16 protein-coding genes and 1 pseudogene are annotated in these 18,548 nt (G+C 47.1%); 8 read left to right on the top strand and 9 right to left on the bottom strand.

The window, feature by feature from the left end; genetic code table 11:
• The 7 genes from QZ147_RS00205 to murJ all read right to left on the bottom strand — a co-directional run.
• Positions 1-326, bottom strand: a 326-nt coding sequence (locus tag QZ147_RS00205) for an SDR family NAD(P)-dependent oxidoreductase (RefSeq protein ID WP_295145971.1), incomplete at its 3' end; no start/stop codon positions are given.
• Positions 326-1,222, bottom strand: a complete 897-nt coding sequence (dapA, locus tag QZ147_RS00200; protein WP_295145970.1) for a 4-hydroxy-tetrahydrodipicolinate synthase — start codon at positions 1,220-1,222, stop codon at positions 326-328. The genes QZ147_RS00205 and dapA, both read right to left, overlap by 1 nt.
• On the bottom strand, positions 1,215-2,465 hold the full coding sequence (locus QZ147_RS00195) for a pitrilysin family protein (RefSeq protein ID WP_295145969.1): 1,251 nt from the start codon (positions 2,463-2,465) through the stop codon (positions 1,215-1,217). The genes dapA and QZ147_RS00195 overlap by 8 nt, the downstream gene beginning before the upstream one ends.
• On the bottom strand, positions 2,462-3,538 hold the full coding sequence (locus tag QZ147_RS00190) for a quinone-dependent dihydroorotate dehydrogenase (protein ID WP_295145967.1): 1,077 nt from the start codon (positions 3,536-3,538) through the stop codon (positions 2,462-2,464). Before QZ147_RS00190 ends, QZ147_RS00195 begins: the two co-directional genes overlap by 4 nt.
• A 51-nt stretch (positions 3,539-3,589) precedes the next feature.
• Complete coding sequence (locus QZ147_RS00185; RefSeq protein WP_295145977.1) at positions 3,590-5,326, bottom strand: ABC transporter ATP-binding protein; 1,737 nt, start codon at positions 5,324-5,326, stop codon at positions 3,590-3,592.
• Positions 5,326-6,717, bottom strand: coding sequence for a cysteine--tRNA ligase (cysS, locus tag QZ147_RS00180; RefSeq protein ID WP_295145965.1), 1,392 nt, complete (start codon positions 6,715-6,717; stop codon positions 5,326-5,328). The genes QZ147_RS00185 and cysS overlap by 1 nt, the downstream gene beginning before the upstream one ends.
• Positions 6,704-8,104, bottom strand: coding sequence for a murein biosynthesis integral membrane protein MurJ (gene murJ / locus QZ147_RS00175; protein WP_295145963.1), 1,401 nt, complete (start codon positions 8,102-8,104; stop codon positions 6,704-6,706). The genes cysS and murJ overlap by 14 nt, the downstream gene beginning before the upstream one ends.
• Positions 8,105-8,226: 122 nt before the next feature.
• On the opposite strand from murJ, the gene QZ147_RS00170 reads away from it, so the two are divergent.
• The 7 genes and pseudogenes from QZ147_RS00170 to QZ147_RS00140 all read left to right on the top strand — a co-directional run bounded on the left by QZ147_RS00170 (position 8,227) and on the right by QZ147_RS00140 (position 14,966).
• Positions 8,227-10,128: a flagellar assembly protein A gene (locus QZ147_RS00170; protein ID WP_295145961.1), complete on the top strand. Its 1,902-nt coding sequence runs from the start codon at positions 8,227-8,229 to the stop codon at positions 10,126-10,128.
• A 9-nt stretch (positions 10,129-10,137) separates the two neighbouring features.
• Entirely contained in the window at positions 10,138-10,692 is a 555-nt protein-coding gene (gene ruvA, locus QZ147_RS00165; protein WP_295145959.1) for a Holliday junction branch migration protein RuvA, read from the top strand.
• Between the two features lie 9 nt (positions 10,693-10,701).
• Positions 10,702-11,739, top strand: a complete 1,038-nt coding sequence (locus tag QZ147_RS00160) for a D-alanine--D-alanine ligase (protein WP_295145957.1) — start codon at positions 10,702-10,704, stop codon at positions 11,737-11,739.
• A gap of 78 nt (positions 11,740-11,817) precedes the next feature.
• Positions 11,818-12,027 (top strand): annotated as a pseudogene (locus QZ147_RS00155) (prevent-host-death protein); the annotation flags it as partial.
• 121 nt (positions 12,028-12,148) lie between these two features.
• A complete protein-coding gene (locus tag QZ147_RS00150) occupies positions 12,149-12,946 on the top strand; it encodes an alpha/beta hydrolase (RefSeq protein WP_295145955.1) in 798 nt (265 codons plus the stop codon).
• On the top strand, positions 12,943-14,382 hold the full coding sequence (murF, locus tag QZ147_RS00145) for a UDP-N-acetylmuramoyl-tripeptide--D-alanyl-D-alanine ligase (RefSeq protein WP_295145953.1): 1,440 nt from the start codon (positions 12,943-12,945) through the stop codon (positions 14,380-14,382). The genes QZ147_RS00150 and murF overlap by 4 nt, the downstream gene beginning before the upstream one ends.
• Positions 14,382-14,966 carry a hypothetical protein gene (locus QZ147_RS00140; protein WP_295145951.1) on the top strand — a complete coding sequence of 195 codons (585 nt, stop codon included), beginning with the start codon at positions 14,382-14,384 and terminating at the stop codon, positions 14,964-14,966. The genes murF and QZ147_RS00140 overlap by 1 nt, the downstream gene beginning before the upstream one ends.
• A gap of 71 nt (positions 14,967-15,037) precedes the next feature.
• On the opposite strand, the gene QZ147_RS00135 is transcribed toward QZ147_RS00140, so the two are convergent.
• On the bottom strand, positions 15,038-16,231 hold the full coding sequence (locus QZ147_RS00135) for an acetate kinase (RefSeq protein ID WP_295145949.1): 1,194 nt from the start codon (positions 16,229-16,231) through the stop codon (positions 15,038-15,040).
• The gene (pta, locus tag QZ147_RS00130; RefSeq protein WP_295145947.1) at positions 16,231-17,604 is read right to left on the bottom strand and encodes a phosphate acetyltransferase; all 1,374 of its coding nucleotides are present in this window, start codon (positions 17,602-17,604) and stop codon (positions 16,231-16,233) included. Before pta ends, QZ147_RS00135 begins: the two co-directional genes overlap by 1 nt.
• A 69-nt stretch (positions 17,605-17,673) precedes the next feature.
• On the opposite strand from pta, the gene flgH reads away from it, so the two are divergent.
• Entirely contained in the window at positions 17,674-18,381 is a 708-nt protein-coding gene (gene flgH, locus QZ147_RS00125) for a flagellar basal body L-ring protein FlgH (RefSeq protein WP_295145945.1), read from the top strand.
• Positions 18,382-18,548 lie beyond the last annotated feature (167 nt).

Below are 18,548 nucleotides of genomic sequence, written 5' to 3'. Positions count from 1 at the left end.
TTAGTATATCCGCCTGCTACCGGGCGACCCGAGATGATGGCGTTTGAGACGAAAAAATCTATACGGTCAAAATCGGCGTCGATCTCTAAAAATAGATCTTTGTAGGTCTCGGGCTCAAGTACATTTAGCGCGTAGGCTCTGGCTTTTATGCCGTATGTCGCCTCGAGCTCGGCGGCTTGGGTTTTGGCTAGCTCTTCGTTTGAGTTGTAAGTAAAGGCGATATTTACGCCCTTTGCGGCGAATTCCTCCACGATGGCGCGTCCGATGCCGCGCGTTCCGCCGCTGATTACTAGAGTTTTGCCTTTAAATTCGTTTTCGCAATTCATTAAAATCCTTTTATATTATATTGTTTTATGGTTTGTTCGATTTTTTTGAGATTTTCGGTGCTCGGCTCGCAAAGCGGCAGGCGGTACTCGAGGCTTGATATGAGCCCTGCGATATACATCGCGGCTTTGACGGGAATAGGGTTGCTCTCGCAAAACATTATTTTATTTACCGCATAAAGATCGTCGTTTATGGCTTTTGCGCGCGCAAATTCGCCTTTTAGCGCAAAGTGGGTCAAATTTGAGATTTCGTCGGGGAGTAAATTTGCCGTGACCGAGATCACTCCCTTGCCGCCGTTTGAGAGGATAGGGTAGTTTATCGCATCCTCGCCGCTGATGACGGACAAGGCAGGCTCGTGCGCGAGCAGATCGACGCAGCGCTCGATGCTGCCGGTGGCTTCTTTTACACCGTAGACGTTCTCGCACTCTTTAAACAGTCTAAAAACCGTGCACGGCTGGATATCTACGCCCACGCGGCCCGGGACGTTATAGAGTAGCACCGGGATTTCGACGCTTGAAGCGATCGCTTTGTAGTGGCGGTATAGGCCTTCTTGCGTCGGTTTGTTGTAGTAGGGCGCAACCGAGAGGATGCCGTCTGCGCCGTGATCTTGCGCGAATTTTGCAAGACCTACCGCCTCGTGAGTGGCGTTACTACCGGCGCCTGCGAGCACTTTTACGCCGGTATTTTTGCAGGTATTTACGGCGATTTCGATGCAAATTCTATGCTCGTCGTGCGTTAGCGTCGCGCTCTCGCCCGTCGTGCCTACGGGTACGACCGCATCGATGCCGTTTGCGATTTGTCTTTTGATTAATTTTTCATAACCGATTTCGTCTAATTTACCGTCTTTAAAAGGCGTAATCAGCGCCGTCATAGCGCCCATTATTGTTTTTTTATTCACTTTTTTCCTTTCTTAGGATGATCGTCGTAGAATTGTGCGGCGTAAAATACTTTTTAGCCGTATCTCGTAAAATTTCGGCGCTTAAATTTTCGCTTGCGCTTTGAAGCTTATAAAGCGGCTCAATGCTCCCGCGCGCTAGATAATCGCCTAGTAAATTCGCCGCTTTTGAAGCGCTTCCTTGCGCGTATACGAATTTGCTTTTGATTAAATTTTTAATCTTCGTTACGTCGTCTTGCGCGATAGGTTTCGTCTTTAACTCGTCTAAAATTTTTAAAATTTCATTCTCCGCGCGCTCGGCTTCTACGCCAGGGTTACAAACGGCGAGAATGATAAATAAATTTTCGTCGATACTAGGCATATCGTAGGCGTAAATTTCATTTACGAGTTGTAGTTCGTCGATTAGTACGCGCTGCAAGACCGAGCTTTTACCGCTGCTAAGATACGCGCTAACGGCGCTCAGCCAGGCTTGATCGTCGTGATTAAACGGCGGGATTTTATAGCCGATGGCAAGCAGCTGCGTTTGGCTTTCTTTGTGGATCGTGATGCGTTTAGCACCGTCTTGCGCGGGCTCTACGCAGTGAAATTTAGGCAACTCGCGTCTATTTTTAATGTGTCCGAATTTTGCCTTAGCAAGCTCGAATGCCGTTTTCTTGTCTACGTCGCCGCTAATTAATAAAATCGCATTTTGCGGCTGATAATATGTCGCGTGAAATTCGCGGATATCTTCGATCGTCCAGTTTTCTATATCTTTTATGAAACCTATTGGCGTCCAGTGATAAGGGTGGTAGATAAAGGCGTGGTTAAAAAGGCGAAAATATAAGTATCCGATAGGATTATTATCCGTGCGCCATCTGCGCTCTTCGTGCACGACGTCGCGTTCGGGCTGAAATTCCCTGCCTTTTAAGCTTAAATTTTCCATCAGCTCGGCAAAAAGACCTAACGAGCGCTCTAAAATCGGGCTAGAACTTTTAATAAAATAATGCGTATAATCAAAGCCCGTACTCGCGTTATCCACGCCGCCGTAGCTTTTTACGATACGGTCGAATTCGCCGGCTTTTAAATTTTTAGTCGATTTAAAATTGAGGTGTTCTAGCATGTGCGCGATGCCGCTTTTGCCCATGGTTTCGTTTCGCGAGCCGACTTTGTAAAAAATATCGACGCTAATTACGTTTGAGCCTTTGTTGACGGGTAGATGGTAAATTTCAAGTCCGTTTTTAAGTTTTGTTTTATTAAATTTTATCACGCTTTTCCTTTCAAATTCGCACCGATGGCTTGCTTGATATTTTCATATCCGTCGCGCCGTAAAAGCTCTAAAATTCCCGCGTTTATAGCGCGCGCTATCATAGGCCCTTTAAATATAAACGCCGTGAAAATTTGTACCAAATTAGCGCCTAATTTTATCCGTTCGTAAGCTTCCTGCGCGCTATCTATGCCGCCGCAGCTAATTAGCGTCGTTTTACCGTAAAGCTCGCTAGCGACCGTCCCGAAAAGCTCGCGCGATTTTTGAGCGATTATTTTACCGCTAAGGCCGCCGAAATTTTGCAAATTCGCTGAATGCGATAGCGAATAATCCACGCTGGTATTATTTATTATCACGCCGTCCGCACCGCTATCTACCGCGCATTTGCAGATTTCTACCGCCTTTTGCTCGCTCATATCGGGGGCTATTTTAAATATTATCGGGCGTTTGGTAAGCGGACGGATGCGCCCGAAAAGCTCGCTTATAAACTCGCTTTCTTGCAGCGCGCGAAGGTTAGGTGTATTAGGCGAAGAGACGTTAATAACGAAAGCGTCGGTTAGCTCGCAAAATTCTCGCACGAGAGTTTCGTAATCGCTAATAGCGGCTTCGTTCGGAGTGATTTTATTTTTACCGATATTGGCCCAAAGCGGCAATACGTTTGGATAAAGCTTGCTAACGCGCGATTTTACGCGCTCGCAACCTTCGTTATTAAAACCCATCGCATTTTGGATACTCTCTTCTTCGATTAGGCGAAAAAGGCGCGGCTTGTCGTTGCCTTCTTGCGGTTTGGGCGTGAAAGTACCGAATTCTAAAAAGCCGAAACCCATCGCCGTAAGAGCAGGGATCATCGTCGCGTTTTTATCGAACCCTCCCGCGACGCCTACGGGGTTATTATAGATAGAGCCTAGTAAATTTTGCTGTAATCTAGCGTCGTTTATCACGCACTTGCGCGCGACTAGGCTAAAAGCGCCCGGAAATATAAAATTCGCCCCGCGCATCGCGATTTCGGCGATTTTGTGAGCGGTTTCGGGGTCGAATTTAAAAAAAACGGATTTTAATGCGTCGTAATTTAACATCTTTAACTTCTTTTAAGCGCTGAAATTTGGCGCATTTTAGCAAAAAGAGCCTTAAACTAAGGATTTGCCTTTAAGCTTGGCGTAAATTTCGCAGCGCCCCAAAAGCTCTTCGTCGCTTCCGTAGTCTGCTATTTTTCCGTCCTCTAAAACCGCGATTTTATCGGCATTTCGCACGGTACTTAGACGGTGAGCGATCACGAAGATTATCTTTTCGCCGCGAAGCTTGTTTATAGCGTCCGTGATTTGCTTTTCGCTTTCGTTATCCAGCGCGCTAGTGGCCTCGTCGAATATTAAAATTTGCGGGTTTTTATAAAGCGCGCGCGCGATCGCGATGCGTTGGCGCTGACCGCCCGAAAGATTAGCGCCGAATTCGCTTAAAACGGCGTGAATTCCGCCCTCTAAATTTTGCGTAAATTCCCACGCGTTCGCCGTTTTTAGCGCCTCGACGACGGCTTTTTCGTCGAATTCGCGCCCGTAAGCTACGTTTTTTGCGACTGTGTCGTTAAAAATATAAACGCGCTGGCTTACCAGTCCGATATTTTCGCGTACCGAGCGTAGGCTAAACTCGCGCAGATCTACGCCGTCTATTAAAATTCGCCCGCTTTTTACGTCGTAAAATCTAATCAGCAAATTCATTAAAGAGCTCTTGCCGCCGCCGCTTGCGCCGACGAGCGCGATTAGGCGCGATTTTTGCGCTTCGAAGCTAACGCCTTTTAGTACGTTTTTCTCGCCGTAATCAAGCGTAACGTTTTCAAATTTTATACTCTTTATATCGCCTGAAATTTCGCGCTTACCGTCCGAGATAGAACTTTTTTGATCCAGTAGCTCAAACGTCCGCTCGCTTGCGGCGACGGCGTCTTGCATTTTATTATAAAGCCCAGAAATCCGCTTTATAGGCGTGTAAAGCATAAAAAGCGCGGTTAAAAACGAAAAAAACGCCCCCATGCTCATCGTATCTTCGATTACTTGCTTGCCGCCTACGATGATGACCACGGCGATACCTACCGCGCCGAAGGTTTCCATTAAAGGGCTTACCGCTTCGCTGACTTTGGTACTTTTTAAATTTAGCTTGAAAAATTTCGCGTTTTCTTCGCAAAATTTCGCGTGTTCGTAGCTTTGCGCGTTATTTGCCTGAATTATCTCGATATTGGTAAAAATTTCGCTTAGTTTCGCGCTAATATCGGAGGTTTTTTCCTGCGAGCTGCGGGAGATTTTTTTCATGCGTTTAGCAAGCAGCGAGAGTGGATACGCGGCCAGCGGCATGATTATCAGCGCGAAAAACGCAAGCTCGTAGCTTTGATAAATCACGACGCCGAGCAGCCCTACGATAGTAACTACTTCGCGGATAAATTCGGGTATTAGCGAGCTTACGATGCTTCTAATGCGCTCTATGTCGTTGATATTTCGGCTGATTAGCTCGCCCGTGCGGTACTTGTTAAAAAATTCCATATCTAGTTTTAGCAAATTTTCAAGCAGCGCGTTGCGGAAGCGGCGCACCACGTCTTGTCCGATGTAAGCCGTGTAATACGCCTGCAAAAAGCCGCCCGCGCCCTTGGCGAAATACACCGCGATAATGGCGTAGGGTAGCAAGTAAAGCATATCCTTTTCTTTTTGTACGAAAATTTCATTTAGTACGGGCTCGACGAGTTTTGCGAGCGCCGCGGTGCTAAGAGCCGCTGCTATCATGCCTAAAAACGCTAGCGCGAACTGAGGGATATAGTCTTTATAATAGCCCTTAAATCGCCCTAAAATTTCTTTTAGGCTCATAGGTTTTTTCTCGCCGCTCATTAAATTTTCTCCCACATGCAGCCGCACGGCGTATCCATTATACTAATTCCAAGCGCGGCGAGCTCGTCTCTAATCGCATCGCTTTTAGCGTAATCTTTCGCCTTTTTAGCTTCGTCTCGCTCGCTAATTAAGCGCGAAATTTTAGCCCTTTGCTCGTCCGTAACGCCGAATTGAAAATACTCGAAGCAATCCATCGCCCCCACGCCTAAAATTTGCGCGATAAACTCTAAATTCGCGGCGATTGAGCCTTTTAGCGCCTTATCTTTGGGTGCGTTATCAAGCCCGTCGTTTGCGTTTTTTATAAACTCGTCTACCGCGGCAAGCGCTTTTGAGGCGTTTAAATCGTCGCTTAGAGCCTCTAAAATTTCGCGTTTAAAATTTTTATCCGCCGCGCTAGCGCTTACGCCCAAAACGCGCTTTTTAAGGCGGTAAATTTTATCCAGCCGTTTTTTTGCAGCGCTTAAATCTTCGCTTGAATAGTTAAAATTCGCGCGGTAATGGCTAGTTAGCAGATAATACCTCAGCGCTTCGCCTAAATTCTCGCGTAGCGCGTCTTTTACGAAAAAGCTATTTCCTAGGCTTTTGCTCATTTTTTCGTTATTTACTTGAATAAATCCGTTGTGCATCCAGTATTTAGCTAGGCTTTTGCGCTCGGCGCAGCGGCACTGCGCGGCCTCGTTTTCGTGGTGCGGGAAGAGTAGGTCGATGCCGCCCGCGTGAATGTCTATATTAAAATTTTCGTCGCCGCTCGCGCTAAAAAGCTGCTTTATCATCGCGACGCATTCGGTGTGCCAGCCGGGCCTGCCGCGTCCGAACGGACTATCGTACCATTTTTCGTCGAATTTCCACAGCGCGAAGTCCTTGACGTCTTTTTTGCCGTCGTTGCTTGCCACGCGCGCGATTAGTTCGGCGTTATTATCTTTGCCGCTAATCTCGAAATACCGCTCGTCTTTGCTCGTATTAAAATATATGCCGTCGTTTGCGATCTCGTAGGCAAATCCGCTCTTTAACAAAGAGACGATATATTCTTTGATCGCTTCCAGACATTGCGTGGCTTTGGGTTTAAAATTCGGATCTAGTACGCCTAGCGCTTTCATATCGCGCTCGTAGCTTTGTATATAGCGCTGCGTTATGGCTTCTAAGCTTTCGCCGGTTTCGTCCATTTTTTTTAAAATTTTATCGTCTATGTCGGTGTAGTTTCGCGCGAAATTTACCTCGTATCCGAGCGCGGTTAGCGTGCGGCGAAGCAGATCAAAGCTTACCGCGCTTTTTGCGTGACCCAAATGCGCGTCGTCGTAAACGGTAGGCCCGCACAGATAGATATTCGCTTTCATAGGAGATACGGGCTCGAATTTTACCTTTTTGCGTTTTGAGGTATCATAGATATACATATAATTTTTCCTTTAAAATTTCTAAAATAAACGATAAAATAGCGGTCCAGACTATTATCGCGCATAAAATTTTGGGCGAGATTATAGCTAAAAAATTTCGCGCTCCGAAGGCTCTTACGTATAGCGCCAGTTGTAAAAATCCGCCCAGCGAGCTTGCCAGCGCAAGTCCCGCCGCTGCGTAAAATTTCATCAAAACCACCGCTAACGCGAGATTCACGCCTAGCGTGATAAGCGAAATTTTAGCGGCTAATTTTTGCTGCATTTTAGCGTAAAGCCAGTTTGAAAAAAGCTTCGCCAGTCCAAAGGGCGTAAGTCCTATCAAATAAGCGCTCAAAACCGCCGCGCATGCCTGCGTATCGGCTCTATTAAAATTTCCGCGTTCAAAAAGCAGCCAAATTATGCCTTCGCTAAAAATAATGCCCGCCGCGCTCGCGCTAAGCAGCAGCGCTAAAAGCAGGTTAAAGCTTTTTTGAGTCCAAATTAGCGCGTTTTGCTCGTCGCCCGATTTTAAAAGACGGGTAATTTTAGGAAACAGCGCTTGGGCTAGCGCGATAGCGAAAATCGCCAAAGGAAGCTGAAAAATGCGGTTTGCGTAAAAAAGATAGCTAATCGAGCCCGCCGCTAAAAAGCTAGCTAGCCAGGTATCCATAAACGCGCTTATCTGCATCGCGGACGAACCTAAAAGCCCGTGGTAAAAGTTGCTAAAAAAGCCTTTCGTTTCGGCCTTTTTACCGCGCGCGAGCCTAACTAGTCCGCCGTAAAAAATTTTACTAATTCCGTTAAATTTTAGCGCTATTAGGTGCGCGCCGACTTGTAAAACTCCGCCCGCGACCACGCCTAGGCTTAGATTAAACGCGACCTCGCGCTCGCTAAGCCCTCGCGAGAGTAAAAGCGCGGCGATCATAGCTAAATTTAAAAGCGCCGTGCTAAACGCGGTGGTGGCGAAATGCCCGCGATATTGAAGCAGCGAGCCTAAAAAAGTAACAACGTAAATTAGCGCCAAATAGTAAAAATTTACGCAAACTAACGGCGCGGCGTCCGCGATATTTTGAGCGGTTAGGCCGCTGGCGATGATTTTAATAAAAAACGGGGTGAAAAGATTGACTGCAAGCGTTAAAACGGTGATAAAAAGCAAAAAATTTATAAAAATTTTCGCCGCGAAGATTCCTTTTTTGCCGGCCTTTGCGAAGTTAGGCAAAAAAGCTTGCGTAAACGCCCCTTCGCCGAAAATTCTACGAAATAAATTAGGTATTTTAAACGCGATAAAAAATAGGTCGCTAAAAACCCCCGCGCCTAAAATCGACGCGGTTAATAAATCGCGGACAAGCCCCAAAATTCGCGAGATCATAATGCCCGCCGAGTTTGAAAAAAAACCTTTGATAAACATAGGATCCTATCTAAATTTAGCTTCGCGGATTGTAACTAATTTTGCCTAAAAGCTCGCATAACCCAAATTTAATGAATTTTATGGGATAATCAAGCTTTAAATTTTGATAATCGGATTATATTTTGAGCGAGATAAAATTTTTAGAACCGGTGCAAATTCAAACCGACAAACCTTACGCTAAACTTCGCGAGTTAAGCGCGCAACAAGGCGTAGCGGCGGAATTTATCGATTTTGACATACAAGAAATTTTCACTTCTTATACGAACGAAGCGAATAAAGAGCCCGTCGAGGTTAAGCAAGACGAGCTGGGGGTGTTTGACGATAACGAGCTATTTATCGACCCGAGCTTAGAAATTTCGCAAAGTTACTTAGTCGAATTTTACGACCTGCGCAAAAGCCCTCCGCCGCCGATGCCTAAAATTTCGATCGGCGTAAACGGCGCCGTAACCAAAGTAATCGCTACGGTTCGTAAAACCGGCGAATGCCATTATACGGCGGGCTTAGAGCGGCTAATGTTTGAATATATATCAAAGCAGCTTTTAAAGGCGCAAATTTTAATCGGAGTGCGAACGGGCGAGACGAAGGAAAAGCTACTGCAAATAGCCTCGCAGCTTCGCGTAAAAGACGAAATTAGCGAGGATACGACGATAGTAGTCGCGGTAGGCGTCGCGCCTAAAATCTCGACCGACGCGCAAACGATTTATTATTACAAAAAAAAGCTGGAAAATATCGGCAAAGAAGGTAAAATCGACTACGCGAGCCGCGGATTTTTATTCGGCGTGAGCGAGGGCGAGCTTATTATGGAGCAAATAAAGCCCAAAGACGGCAAAAACGGACGCGACGCGCGCGGTAAATTTATCGCCATCCCCGCGCCCAAAGACGAAAACGGCAACGAGATAAAAGTAAGCGATAATATCGAGCGAAGAGAGGATGACGAGAGCGTAAAATTTATCGCTAAAAAGGCCGGTTACGTAAGCGAAAACAAAGGCTTTTACGACATCGCCGAGACGCTTGAAGTAAGCCAGATCGATTTTAAGTCCACGGGTTCCGTGCAAGCAGGCCTTGATACTAACGTAACGCTCGTAGTAAAAGAGAGCGATATGATAAAAGACGCGATAGGTCCGGGCGTCGCGGTGGAGGCCGACGAGGTGCAGGTAAAGGGCAATATAGGTTCAAACGCCGTAGTAAAAGCAAACCACGTAGTAATCGGCGGACAAACGCACGGAAAATCAAAAATTTACGCCGCAAGCGCGGATATAGCGATTCACATCGGCTACGCAGAGGGCGACGAGATTACGATAGATAGGCTAGAAGGCGGCTGCGTGCTGGCTAAAAAAGTAAGGGTAAAAAGCGTGGTCGGCGGACAGATCACGGCTCAAAGCATCCAGATAGAAACCCTAGGCTCAAACTGCACGCTAACGGCTTCAAACATTATAGACGTGAAATATTTGCGCGGCACGAATAATCGCTTTATCATAGACGCGAGCAAAATGAAAGATCAAACGGGCGAGATAGACGAGCAGCTAGCTAAAATCGATGCTTTAAACGCGGAGTTGGAGCGATTGCCTAAAATTTTAAGAACTAAAAAAATCATAATCGACGAAAATAAAGCGCCGATTTATACGATAAAGCAAAAGATTGAAGAGTTGCAAAAAACAAAGGTCGTGCCGCCAGTAACCTTTATGAAAAAGCTAAAAGAGTATCAGGATTTAGTCGGCGAATATAACGCGATTTTGAGCGAATTTAATAGTAAAAAAGACGAGCTCGCCGCCTTAAAGCAAGAGCTTGACGTGATGCAAAACGGCGTATTTTCGGCAAAGATCATAAATCGCGGCGGCTGGATAGATCTAAACGAAATTCGCTTTACCCTGGTAGATCCGCCAAAAACCGTAACGTACTCGACCAAGCAAAACGAAACCGCGCGCGTAATAACGCTGGAAAAATTCGAAAAAGCGGACGGAGAGACCGATTTTAGGATTAAAAAATCAAATTCGCTGGGCGATTTCGAGAAAGTAACGTTTTAAAGGATAAAAATGATAAAAGCCGTCGAAGGCGTAATAACGCAAAAAATGCCCGCGTTCGTCGTGTTAAAAACGGCTAGCGGGATAAGCTACGGGCTGTTTATTTCGCTATTTTGCAGCGCCAAACTGGAAACGGGCGCGAAGGTGGAGTTAAAAACTACGCAGATAATTCGCGAAGACGCGAATTTGCTTTACGGATTTTTAGACGCTAGCGAGCAAAAGATGTTTGAAATTTTAATCAAGCTAAACGGGATTGGCGCCAGCACGGCGATGGCGATATGCTCGTCGCTTACTCCAGGCGCGTTTAATACGGCGGTAGTTAGCGGCGATGCTGCGGCGCTTCAAAGCGTGCCGGGTATCGGGCCTAAAAGCGCACGCAGGATAATCGCAGAGCTAGGAGACGCCAAACTAATCGCCGACGAGGCCGTGCCTAGCTATCAAAGCGAAGCGCTAATGGCGCTTGAAGCGCTCGGCTTTAAGCGCGACAAGATCGTTAAAATTTTAGGCGATTGCAAAGGCGAAAATACGGGCGAAATCGTCAAAGAAGCCCTAAAAAAACTAGCGTAAAGGAAATCTATGAAATTTGGGATAATATTCGGCGGACAAAGCTACGAGCACGAGATTAGCATCGTTAGCGCGATCGCTGTGAAAAACGTGCTAAAACGAGATTTGACGTTTATATTTTGCGACGCGCGAAGAGAATTTTACCTAATTCCTGCCGCGCAGATGAGGGCTAATTTTTTTAGCTCCGGAAAATATAAAAGCTGCAAGCGGGTATTTTTATCGCAAGGCGGCTTTTATTCGCACGGATTACTGGGCGTTAAGCGCGTAGAAGCGGACGTTTATATTAATCTAATCCACGGCGCGGACGGCGAAGACGGCAAGCTAGCCGCGCTACTCGAATTTTACGGCGTTAGCTTCATCGGACCGCGCCCGGAAGCTAGCGTAATGAGCTTTAATAAAGCCCTAACTAAGCTGCTGGCCCAAAAAGCGGGCGTCGCGACGCTAGAATACGAAACGATTAAACGAGGCGAAAGAGCGGGGCTAAATTTCCCGGTTATCTTAAAGCCCGCGCGGCTTGGAAGCAGCATCGGCGTGAGCGTCGCGCATGAGCAAAGCGAGCTGGAATACGCGCTGGACGTGGCGTTTGAATTTGATAGCGAAGTGCTGGTAGAGCCTTTTGTGGCGGGCGTAAAAGAGTATAATTTAGCCGGCTGTAAGGCGGACGGCGAGTTTATTTATTCGGTCATAGAAGAGCCTAAAAAAAAGGAATTTCTCGATTACGAGCAAAAATACCTTAGCTTTTCAAACGACGGCAAAGCTAAAAGCGCCGAAATTTCAAGTGAGCTTGAAGAGAGGCTAAAAGAGGCGTTTAGAAAAATTTACGAAAGCGGTTTTGAGGGCGCGCTCATTCGCTGCGACTTTTTCGTAATAGACGACAAGGTCTATCTAAACGAGATAAATCCAAACCCGGGCAGCCTCGCAAACTACCTATTCGCCGATTTCGAGGACGTTTTAGATAAACTCGCGCAATCGCTTCCGCAAGCTAAAAATATCAAAATAGACTACAAATTTATAAATTCCATCACTAGCGCCAAGGGCGGCAAAATTTAGCCTAATAGGCTAAATTTTAACCTAAGTCTAATCAAAAATACGCTAAATTTTGCGTAAAATTTTATGTAGAGGCACAATATGGCGGAATTTAGCAAAGACGAAATTTTTACCGCGACCGAGGTCGTGCGAAATTTTAGCTCTGTTTTAAGCAAGATTAGCAAAAACGAGAGTAAACGCGCCGTGATAGTAAAAAATAACAAATTCGAAGCCATACTTTTAAGTATGAGCGAGTACGAGCGGCTTCAAGATGCGGTCGGAATTTTGCGCGGTATCTACGCGGCTAAAAAGCAGGGCGAATTCGAGGAAATTTTGGCGAACGCTAGCGGGCGCGAGGAGCTGCAAAAAGCGGCTAAAATTTTACAAAGCATCTACGACGACAAGCGAGCCGCAGAGGACAAAAGAGGGCAAGATGGCGAGTAAAAGCGTAAAAGTAGGCTCTCGTACGTATGAGATAAGCTATGAAATTTTAAACCCTAAGGCTGATATCTGCGTGTTGTTTTTACACGGCTGGGGCGCAAATAAAGAGCTGATGAAAAAGGCGTTCGGCGCTCATTTGACGAAATTTCGCCATATTTACGTAGATCTTGCGGGCTTTGGAGCTAGCAGTATAGGCGAGCCGCTAACTACGAAAGATTACGCAAAAATTGTTTCCGCATTTTTGAGCGAACTGGGCCTTTGCCCAAGGCTTATAGCGGGGCACAGCTTCGGCGGGAAGGTAGCCGTGCTTTTAAATCCGCCTATTTTAGCGCTTTTAAGCTCTGCGGGCATCGTAGAGCCTAAGCCCTTTTTAGTGCGCGCTAAAATCGCGATTTTTAAATTTTTTAAAATTTTGGGTTTCGGGAAATTTTATAAAATTTTCGCCAGTAAAGACGTGAGCGGAATGAGCCGCACGATGTACGAGACGCTTAAAAACGTCGTAAACGAGGATTTTAGCGCGAAATTTGCAGATTTTAACGGGCGCGCGCTCGTCTTTTGGGGCGAGAGCGACCGCGCTACGAGCTTAAAAAGCGGGGAGAAAATCCATTCGCTAATTAAAAACAGCGAATTTTTCCCGCTTAGCGGAGACCATTTTTTCTTTTTACTGCACGCGGGATTTATCTGCGAGCAAATAGAGCGAATTTTAAGCGCCGACGAGGAAAATTTTAGTCTTCGCTCAGACGAAGAGGCGCTTGATAGCGGTATAGAAAGCGTGAGGGAGATAAAATGAGCTCGCCAGATTTTACGAAAGAAGCGTTTTTTATCGCTAGCCAAGCGGCATTCGCGTTTGCGATATGTTTTTACGCGATTACGTGTTTTCAGTGGTTTTCGTATCGCGTGGAGCGCGTGCTATTTCATTTTACGCGGCCGCTTTGGCACGCGACGTTTTTCGCCGTTCCGCTCGCGCTGTTTTACGCGACGGGAACGTGGTTTTGGATATACTTTTATTTCGCATTTTTGCCCGCGCTTTTTTTGTGGCACAAAAAGCTTGATAAAAAGCTGGTTTTTACCGCTCGCGTGAAGCGGTTTTTCGCTTTTGCGGCGCTTGCTTGCGTTTTAGGCGCGGCGCTATCCTTTAAATTTACGGGCGCGGTAAAAATAGACGCGCTTTTAACGCTTTTCGCGTCGCTCGGAGCTAGTTTTGTTTTCGAGCGGATAAACGCGCTAAATTTTAGGCGAAAGGCAGATGCAAAGCTACGGAATTTTTCGGATTTAAAGATAATTTTAATAACGGCTAGCTACGGCAAAACCAGCATTAAAAATTTCCTTTTCGAGCTACTAAAAGACGATTTTATCTGCCACAAGACGCCGCGCAGCGTAAACACGCTTGCGGGGCTAATTAAAGACGTCAACGAAAACTTAACCGCGAATACGCAAATCTACATCGCCGAAGCGGGCGCGCGTCAGCGCGGAGATATCGCCGAGATCGTCGAGTTTTTACGCCCGCAAATCGTAGTAGTAGGCGAGATAGGCGAGCAGCACATCGAGTATTTTAAAACGCTTGAAAACGTGCGAGCGACTAAGCTTGAAGCGTTGCAAAGTCCGCGCCTGCAAAAGGCGTTTTTGCATTCTAGCGCTCAAAAAACGGGCGAAAACATCGAAATTTACGACGAAAATTTAAAAAACGTCGTCGCTAGTTTGGATGGCTTAAATTTCGAGCTTGACGGGGAGAAATTTAGCTCGCCTTTGCTCGGAAAATTTAACGCCGCAAATCTTGCCGTTTGTATTAAAGTAGCTAAATATTTAGGCGTTTCCTACGAAAATATTGCGCGGGTGTTAGCTAAAATGCAAAACGTAGAGCATCGCTTGCAAAAAATCCAAGCGAGCGGCAAACTGATAATAGATGATAGCTTTAACGGAAATTTCGCGGGAATGAGCGCTAGCTACGAGCTTGCGGCGACTTACGGCGGACGCAAGGTGGTAATAACGCCGGGTATAGTCGAGAGCACGCCCGAGGAAAACGAACGACTAGGACGCGTGATGAACGAAATTTTCGACGTCGTGATGATTTCAAGTCCGCTAAACGCGCAGGCGCTGATGAAAGCGCTAAGTAAGCCTGAAATTATAATTATAAAGGATAAAACCAAGATGCAAGAAATGCTCGTAAAATATACGAAAATGGGCGATTTGGTGCTATTTTCAAACGACGCTCCGAGCTTTATGTGATGAGAAAATTTATATTTTTAAGCGCGCTGTGGGTAGCCGCGCTCGGCTTTGACATCGACGATATCGAGCGCGGAATGGATGCGATAAACGATGAAAATTTCGCGGCGGCGTATGAAATTTTTAGCGCGGGCTGCGAAGTAAACGACGAAATGGCGTGCGAGGAGCTAGGCTTAATGTATATAAACGAGCAAATAACGCCTCAAATGGATGCGGCGCTAAATAGGCACACGAGCGCCGAGCTTGGCGTAGGTTATCTAATGAAAAGCTGCGATAGCGGCTATTTGCTCGCGTGCGGCGACGTCGTCGATTTAAAAAAGATCGGAGTCGATCTAAATCAAGGCGTCTACGAAAAAGCAAAATCGCGCTACGACGAGTTAGTCGGCGAATTTACGCGCGCGAGCGACGCTAATTTAAGCGAAGATAATGCGAGCGCTCAAAATTTGGGGACGAATTTAGCGGGCGAGGCGAAGACAGACTCTGCCGGCGCCCAAAGCCAAAAAGCAAACGCCGCAGCAGCCCCCGCTACGCCGAAGATGCCCGCTAAAAACGCGAAGCAAGCGGATAAAAAGAAAGAAAAGAGGTAGTTTGCTAAAAATCGGCGCGGTCGTTCGGCGCGAATTTTAGCGATTTTTATTTTGGCGGGATGGGCTAAATTTTACGCGCTCTTTCCCGAAATTAAGCGTTTAGTCTCCCTTGCTATTTCTAGCTCTTCATTCGTAGGGATTACCAGCGTGGAAATTTTAGCCCCTTTTGCGTCTAGGCTGCGTTCGGCGCGACTTGCGCCAAAATTTAGCTCGCGGTCGATTTTAATACCTAGATGCGCTAGTTCGTCGCAGAGCTTTTGGCGCGTATTAGGCGCGTTTTCGCCGATACCTCCCGTAAAAATCAGCGCGTCTACGCGTCCGAGCGCGGCGTAATAAGCGCCGATATATTTTTTCACTCGGTAGCAAAACATCTCAAACGCCAGTTTCGCGCGCTCGTCGTGCTCCATTTTTGCAACCACGTCGCGCATATCGCTCGATCCGCAAATGCCTAACAGTCCGCTTTTTTTATTTAAAAACGAGTCTATCTCGTCCCATTTGAGCTCGCCGGCGTTTAAGAGATATACGAGCGCCGCAGGATCCATATCGCCGCTACGCGTCCCCATAATAAGCCCTTCAAGCGGGCTTAAACCCATAGACGTATCTATGCTTTTGCCGTTTTGCACCGCGCACGCGCTAGCTCCGTTGCCAAGGTGCAGCGAGATTGCGTTAAAATTTTCGTAAGGCACGCCCAAAAGCGCCGCGCCGCGCTTGCAAACATAGTTGTGCGAAGTGCCGTGAAAGCCGTACTTGCGGATGTGGTGAGCCTTACAAACGTCGTAGGGTAGGGCGTAGCGGTAGGCGTATTCAGGCATCGTTTGATGAAAGACGGTGTCGAAAACTACGACGTGAGGTACGCCTTTACTGCTTGCCATCGCATTTTTGATACCCGCGATGTGGCCCGGGTTATGAAGCGGAGCCAGCGGGCTTATTTGCTCGATTTTTTCGATAACCTCGGGCGTTACGATCATGGAGTTAAAAAAGCTCTCGCCGCCGTGCACTATCCTGTGCCCGATGCCGTCTAGCTCGCTTAGATCGTGTAGCGTACCCGACTCGCGAAACAGTTCGTCCATTAGATCAAGCCCTGCGTGGTGATCCGCGACGGGCGTCGTCCTTTCGTAAATTTCGCCGTTTGCTTTAAGCGTCGCGCGCCCGCCGGGACAGCCGATCTGCTCGACGATCCCGCTTGCTATGCTTTGCTCGTTATCCATTAAAAATAACTGGAATTTTATCGAGCTGCTTCCGGAGTTTAGTACTAAAATTTTCATTATTCCGCCTTTGCTTGGATTGCGCTAATTAGCACGGTGTTTACGATGTCCGCGACCTCGCAGCCTCTACTTAGATCGTTAACCGGTTTTTTTAGTCCTTGTAAAATCGGACCTATCGCTACGGCGTTCGCGCTGCGCTGGACGGCTTTGTAGCAGATATTTCCGCAGTTTAGGTTAGGAAATATAAATACGTTCGCTCTCCCCGCGACCTCGGAGCCCGGCATCTTTTTAGCGCCCACGCTAGGCACGCTGGCCGCGTCGTATTGGATCGGAGCCGCGATTTTTAGCTCGGGGGCGATTTCAAGCGCTTTTGCCGCCGCTTCGCGCGCAAAATCTACGTCCGCGCCGCTGCCGCTATCTGCGGTCGAGTAGCTTAACATCGCTACGCGCGGCTCGATGCCGAACGCCTTTGCCGTTTGCGCGCTCGTAACCGCGATGCTAGCTAGTTCGTCCGCGCTCGGATTAGGCGTTACGGCGCAGTCTGCGTAGGCTAACGTCTCTTCTTCTAACGCCATAAAAAATAGCCCCGAAACGAGCTTTGCGTTCGGCTTTGTTTTTATAATTTGCAGCGCAGGACGAATAGTATCGGCCGTGCTCATAGTAGCGCCGCTCACTACGGCTCCCGCGGCACCGGAAGCTACGGCTAGCGTAGCGAAATAAACTTTATCGCGCGCTAAAATTCGCGCCTGCTCTAAACTCATGCCTTTTGCGCGTCTGGCTTCGTATAAAATTTGCGCGAACTCCTCGCCGCGCGGATCGGTTTTAGGGTCGAATATCTGCGCGCCGCTTAAATTTATCTCCAAATTTCGGGCTCTTTTATCTATCTCTTCCGCGTCGCCTAGCAAGATAATTTTTACCGCGCCTTGCGCTAGTAGAATTTGCGCCGCTTTTAAAATTCTCTCGTCGTCGCTTTCTGGCAAAATGACGCTGCTGCCCGCTTCGCGCGCTCTTTGCAGTAAAATTTTCTCAAAACGGTAAGGCGTAATTATATTTTGCGAGGAGACTAAAATTTCGCTTACGTCGTTCGTGATTAAGAGCTTGGAACTCGCGTTTATGGCGCGAAGTTCGTTTAAATTTTCGCGCTCGAAAACGGGTGAGTTTAGATGTCTGGCTATTTTTAAATTTAGCTCGGTTTTGCCGATTAGCCCGATGCCTTCGCAGCCTGCGATTATTAAAAATTCGAACCCTTCGCTCGCTTTTTCAAAGCGCGATATTAGCGCTAATATCGGCTCCTTGTCTAACCCTTTTTTAATCAGTTCTCGCTCGTCTTGGCTAAAATTTACTTCAAACACAGCGAAATTTTTAAATTTTGCTGATATAATCCGCGTCAAATCGTCTAAAATTTCGCGCGAAATAACGTAACAATTTTGCATCTAACCGCCTTTTTTGGAACTTTATTTGCTGGATTTTAGCATACAAGATATAAAATTTAAGGTAAATTTATGAAATTTTCCCATTTTCTAGCGATAGGTTGCGCGCTTGCGATTTTTAGCGGATGCACGCCTAGCGCCGACCCGCATATCGATATGAAGCCTCCCGTCTACGTCGAGCAGCTTCCCGCAAAAGAAAATAGCGTAGGACAGGGCAATGCGGGCAGCCTTTACGGACGCGGCAAGGACCCGCTATTTTCCGATAGGAAAGCGATGAACGTCAACGATATCGTAACGATCGTGATATCAGAAACCGCGACGCAAAGCTCCACGGGAAGCAAGAAAAATAGCCGTAACAGCACGACTTCGCTGGGTGCGGGTACTTTTAGCGCGGGCGCGGCACCTTTAAGCACCGTCGCAGATCAGCTAAATAAATACGGAAATATAGGCTTTTCAGCGGGCGGAGCGAACGAATTTAGCGGTAGCGGTACGACGAGCAGAAACGAGCGCTTTACGACGACGATCTCGGCTAGGATTATTAAAATTTTAAATAACGGCAACTATTTTATCGAGGGCAACCGAGAAATTTTAGTAAACGGCGAGAAGCAGATTATCCAAGTAACGGGCGTAATCCGTCCTTACGACATATCAAACGCCAACGAAATCGACTCGCGCTATATCGCCGACGCGAAAATTTTATATAAAACCGAAGGCGACGTGGAGAAATCGACGAAGAAGCCGTGGGGAACGCGTTTAATGGAGGCGATTTGGCCTTTTTAACCGCCTTTTAAGCCGTCTACGGCTAGCGTCTTAAACGAAGTTTTGCGCGCATCCGCGATCTTAATCGTAAGCGGGCGAGAATTTCGGGCTAGGGCAGGCCGTTCGTTTAGCTTTGCCCGAAATTTAACGCAAGTGAGCGCGTCTCGTAAAATTTAAGCCGCAAATTT

The sequence above is a fragment of the uncultured Campylobacter sp. genome (assembly GCF_905371695.1).
GTDB lineage: Bacteria > Campylobacterota > Campylobacteria > Campylobacterales > Campylobacteraceae > Campylobacter_A.
This window is presented reverse-complemented; position numbering and strand designations above follow the sequence as displayed.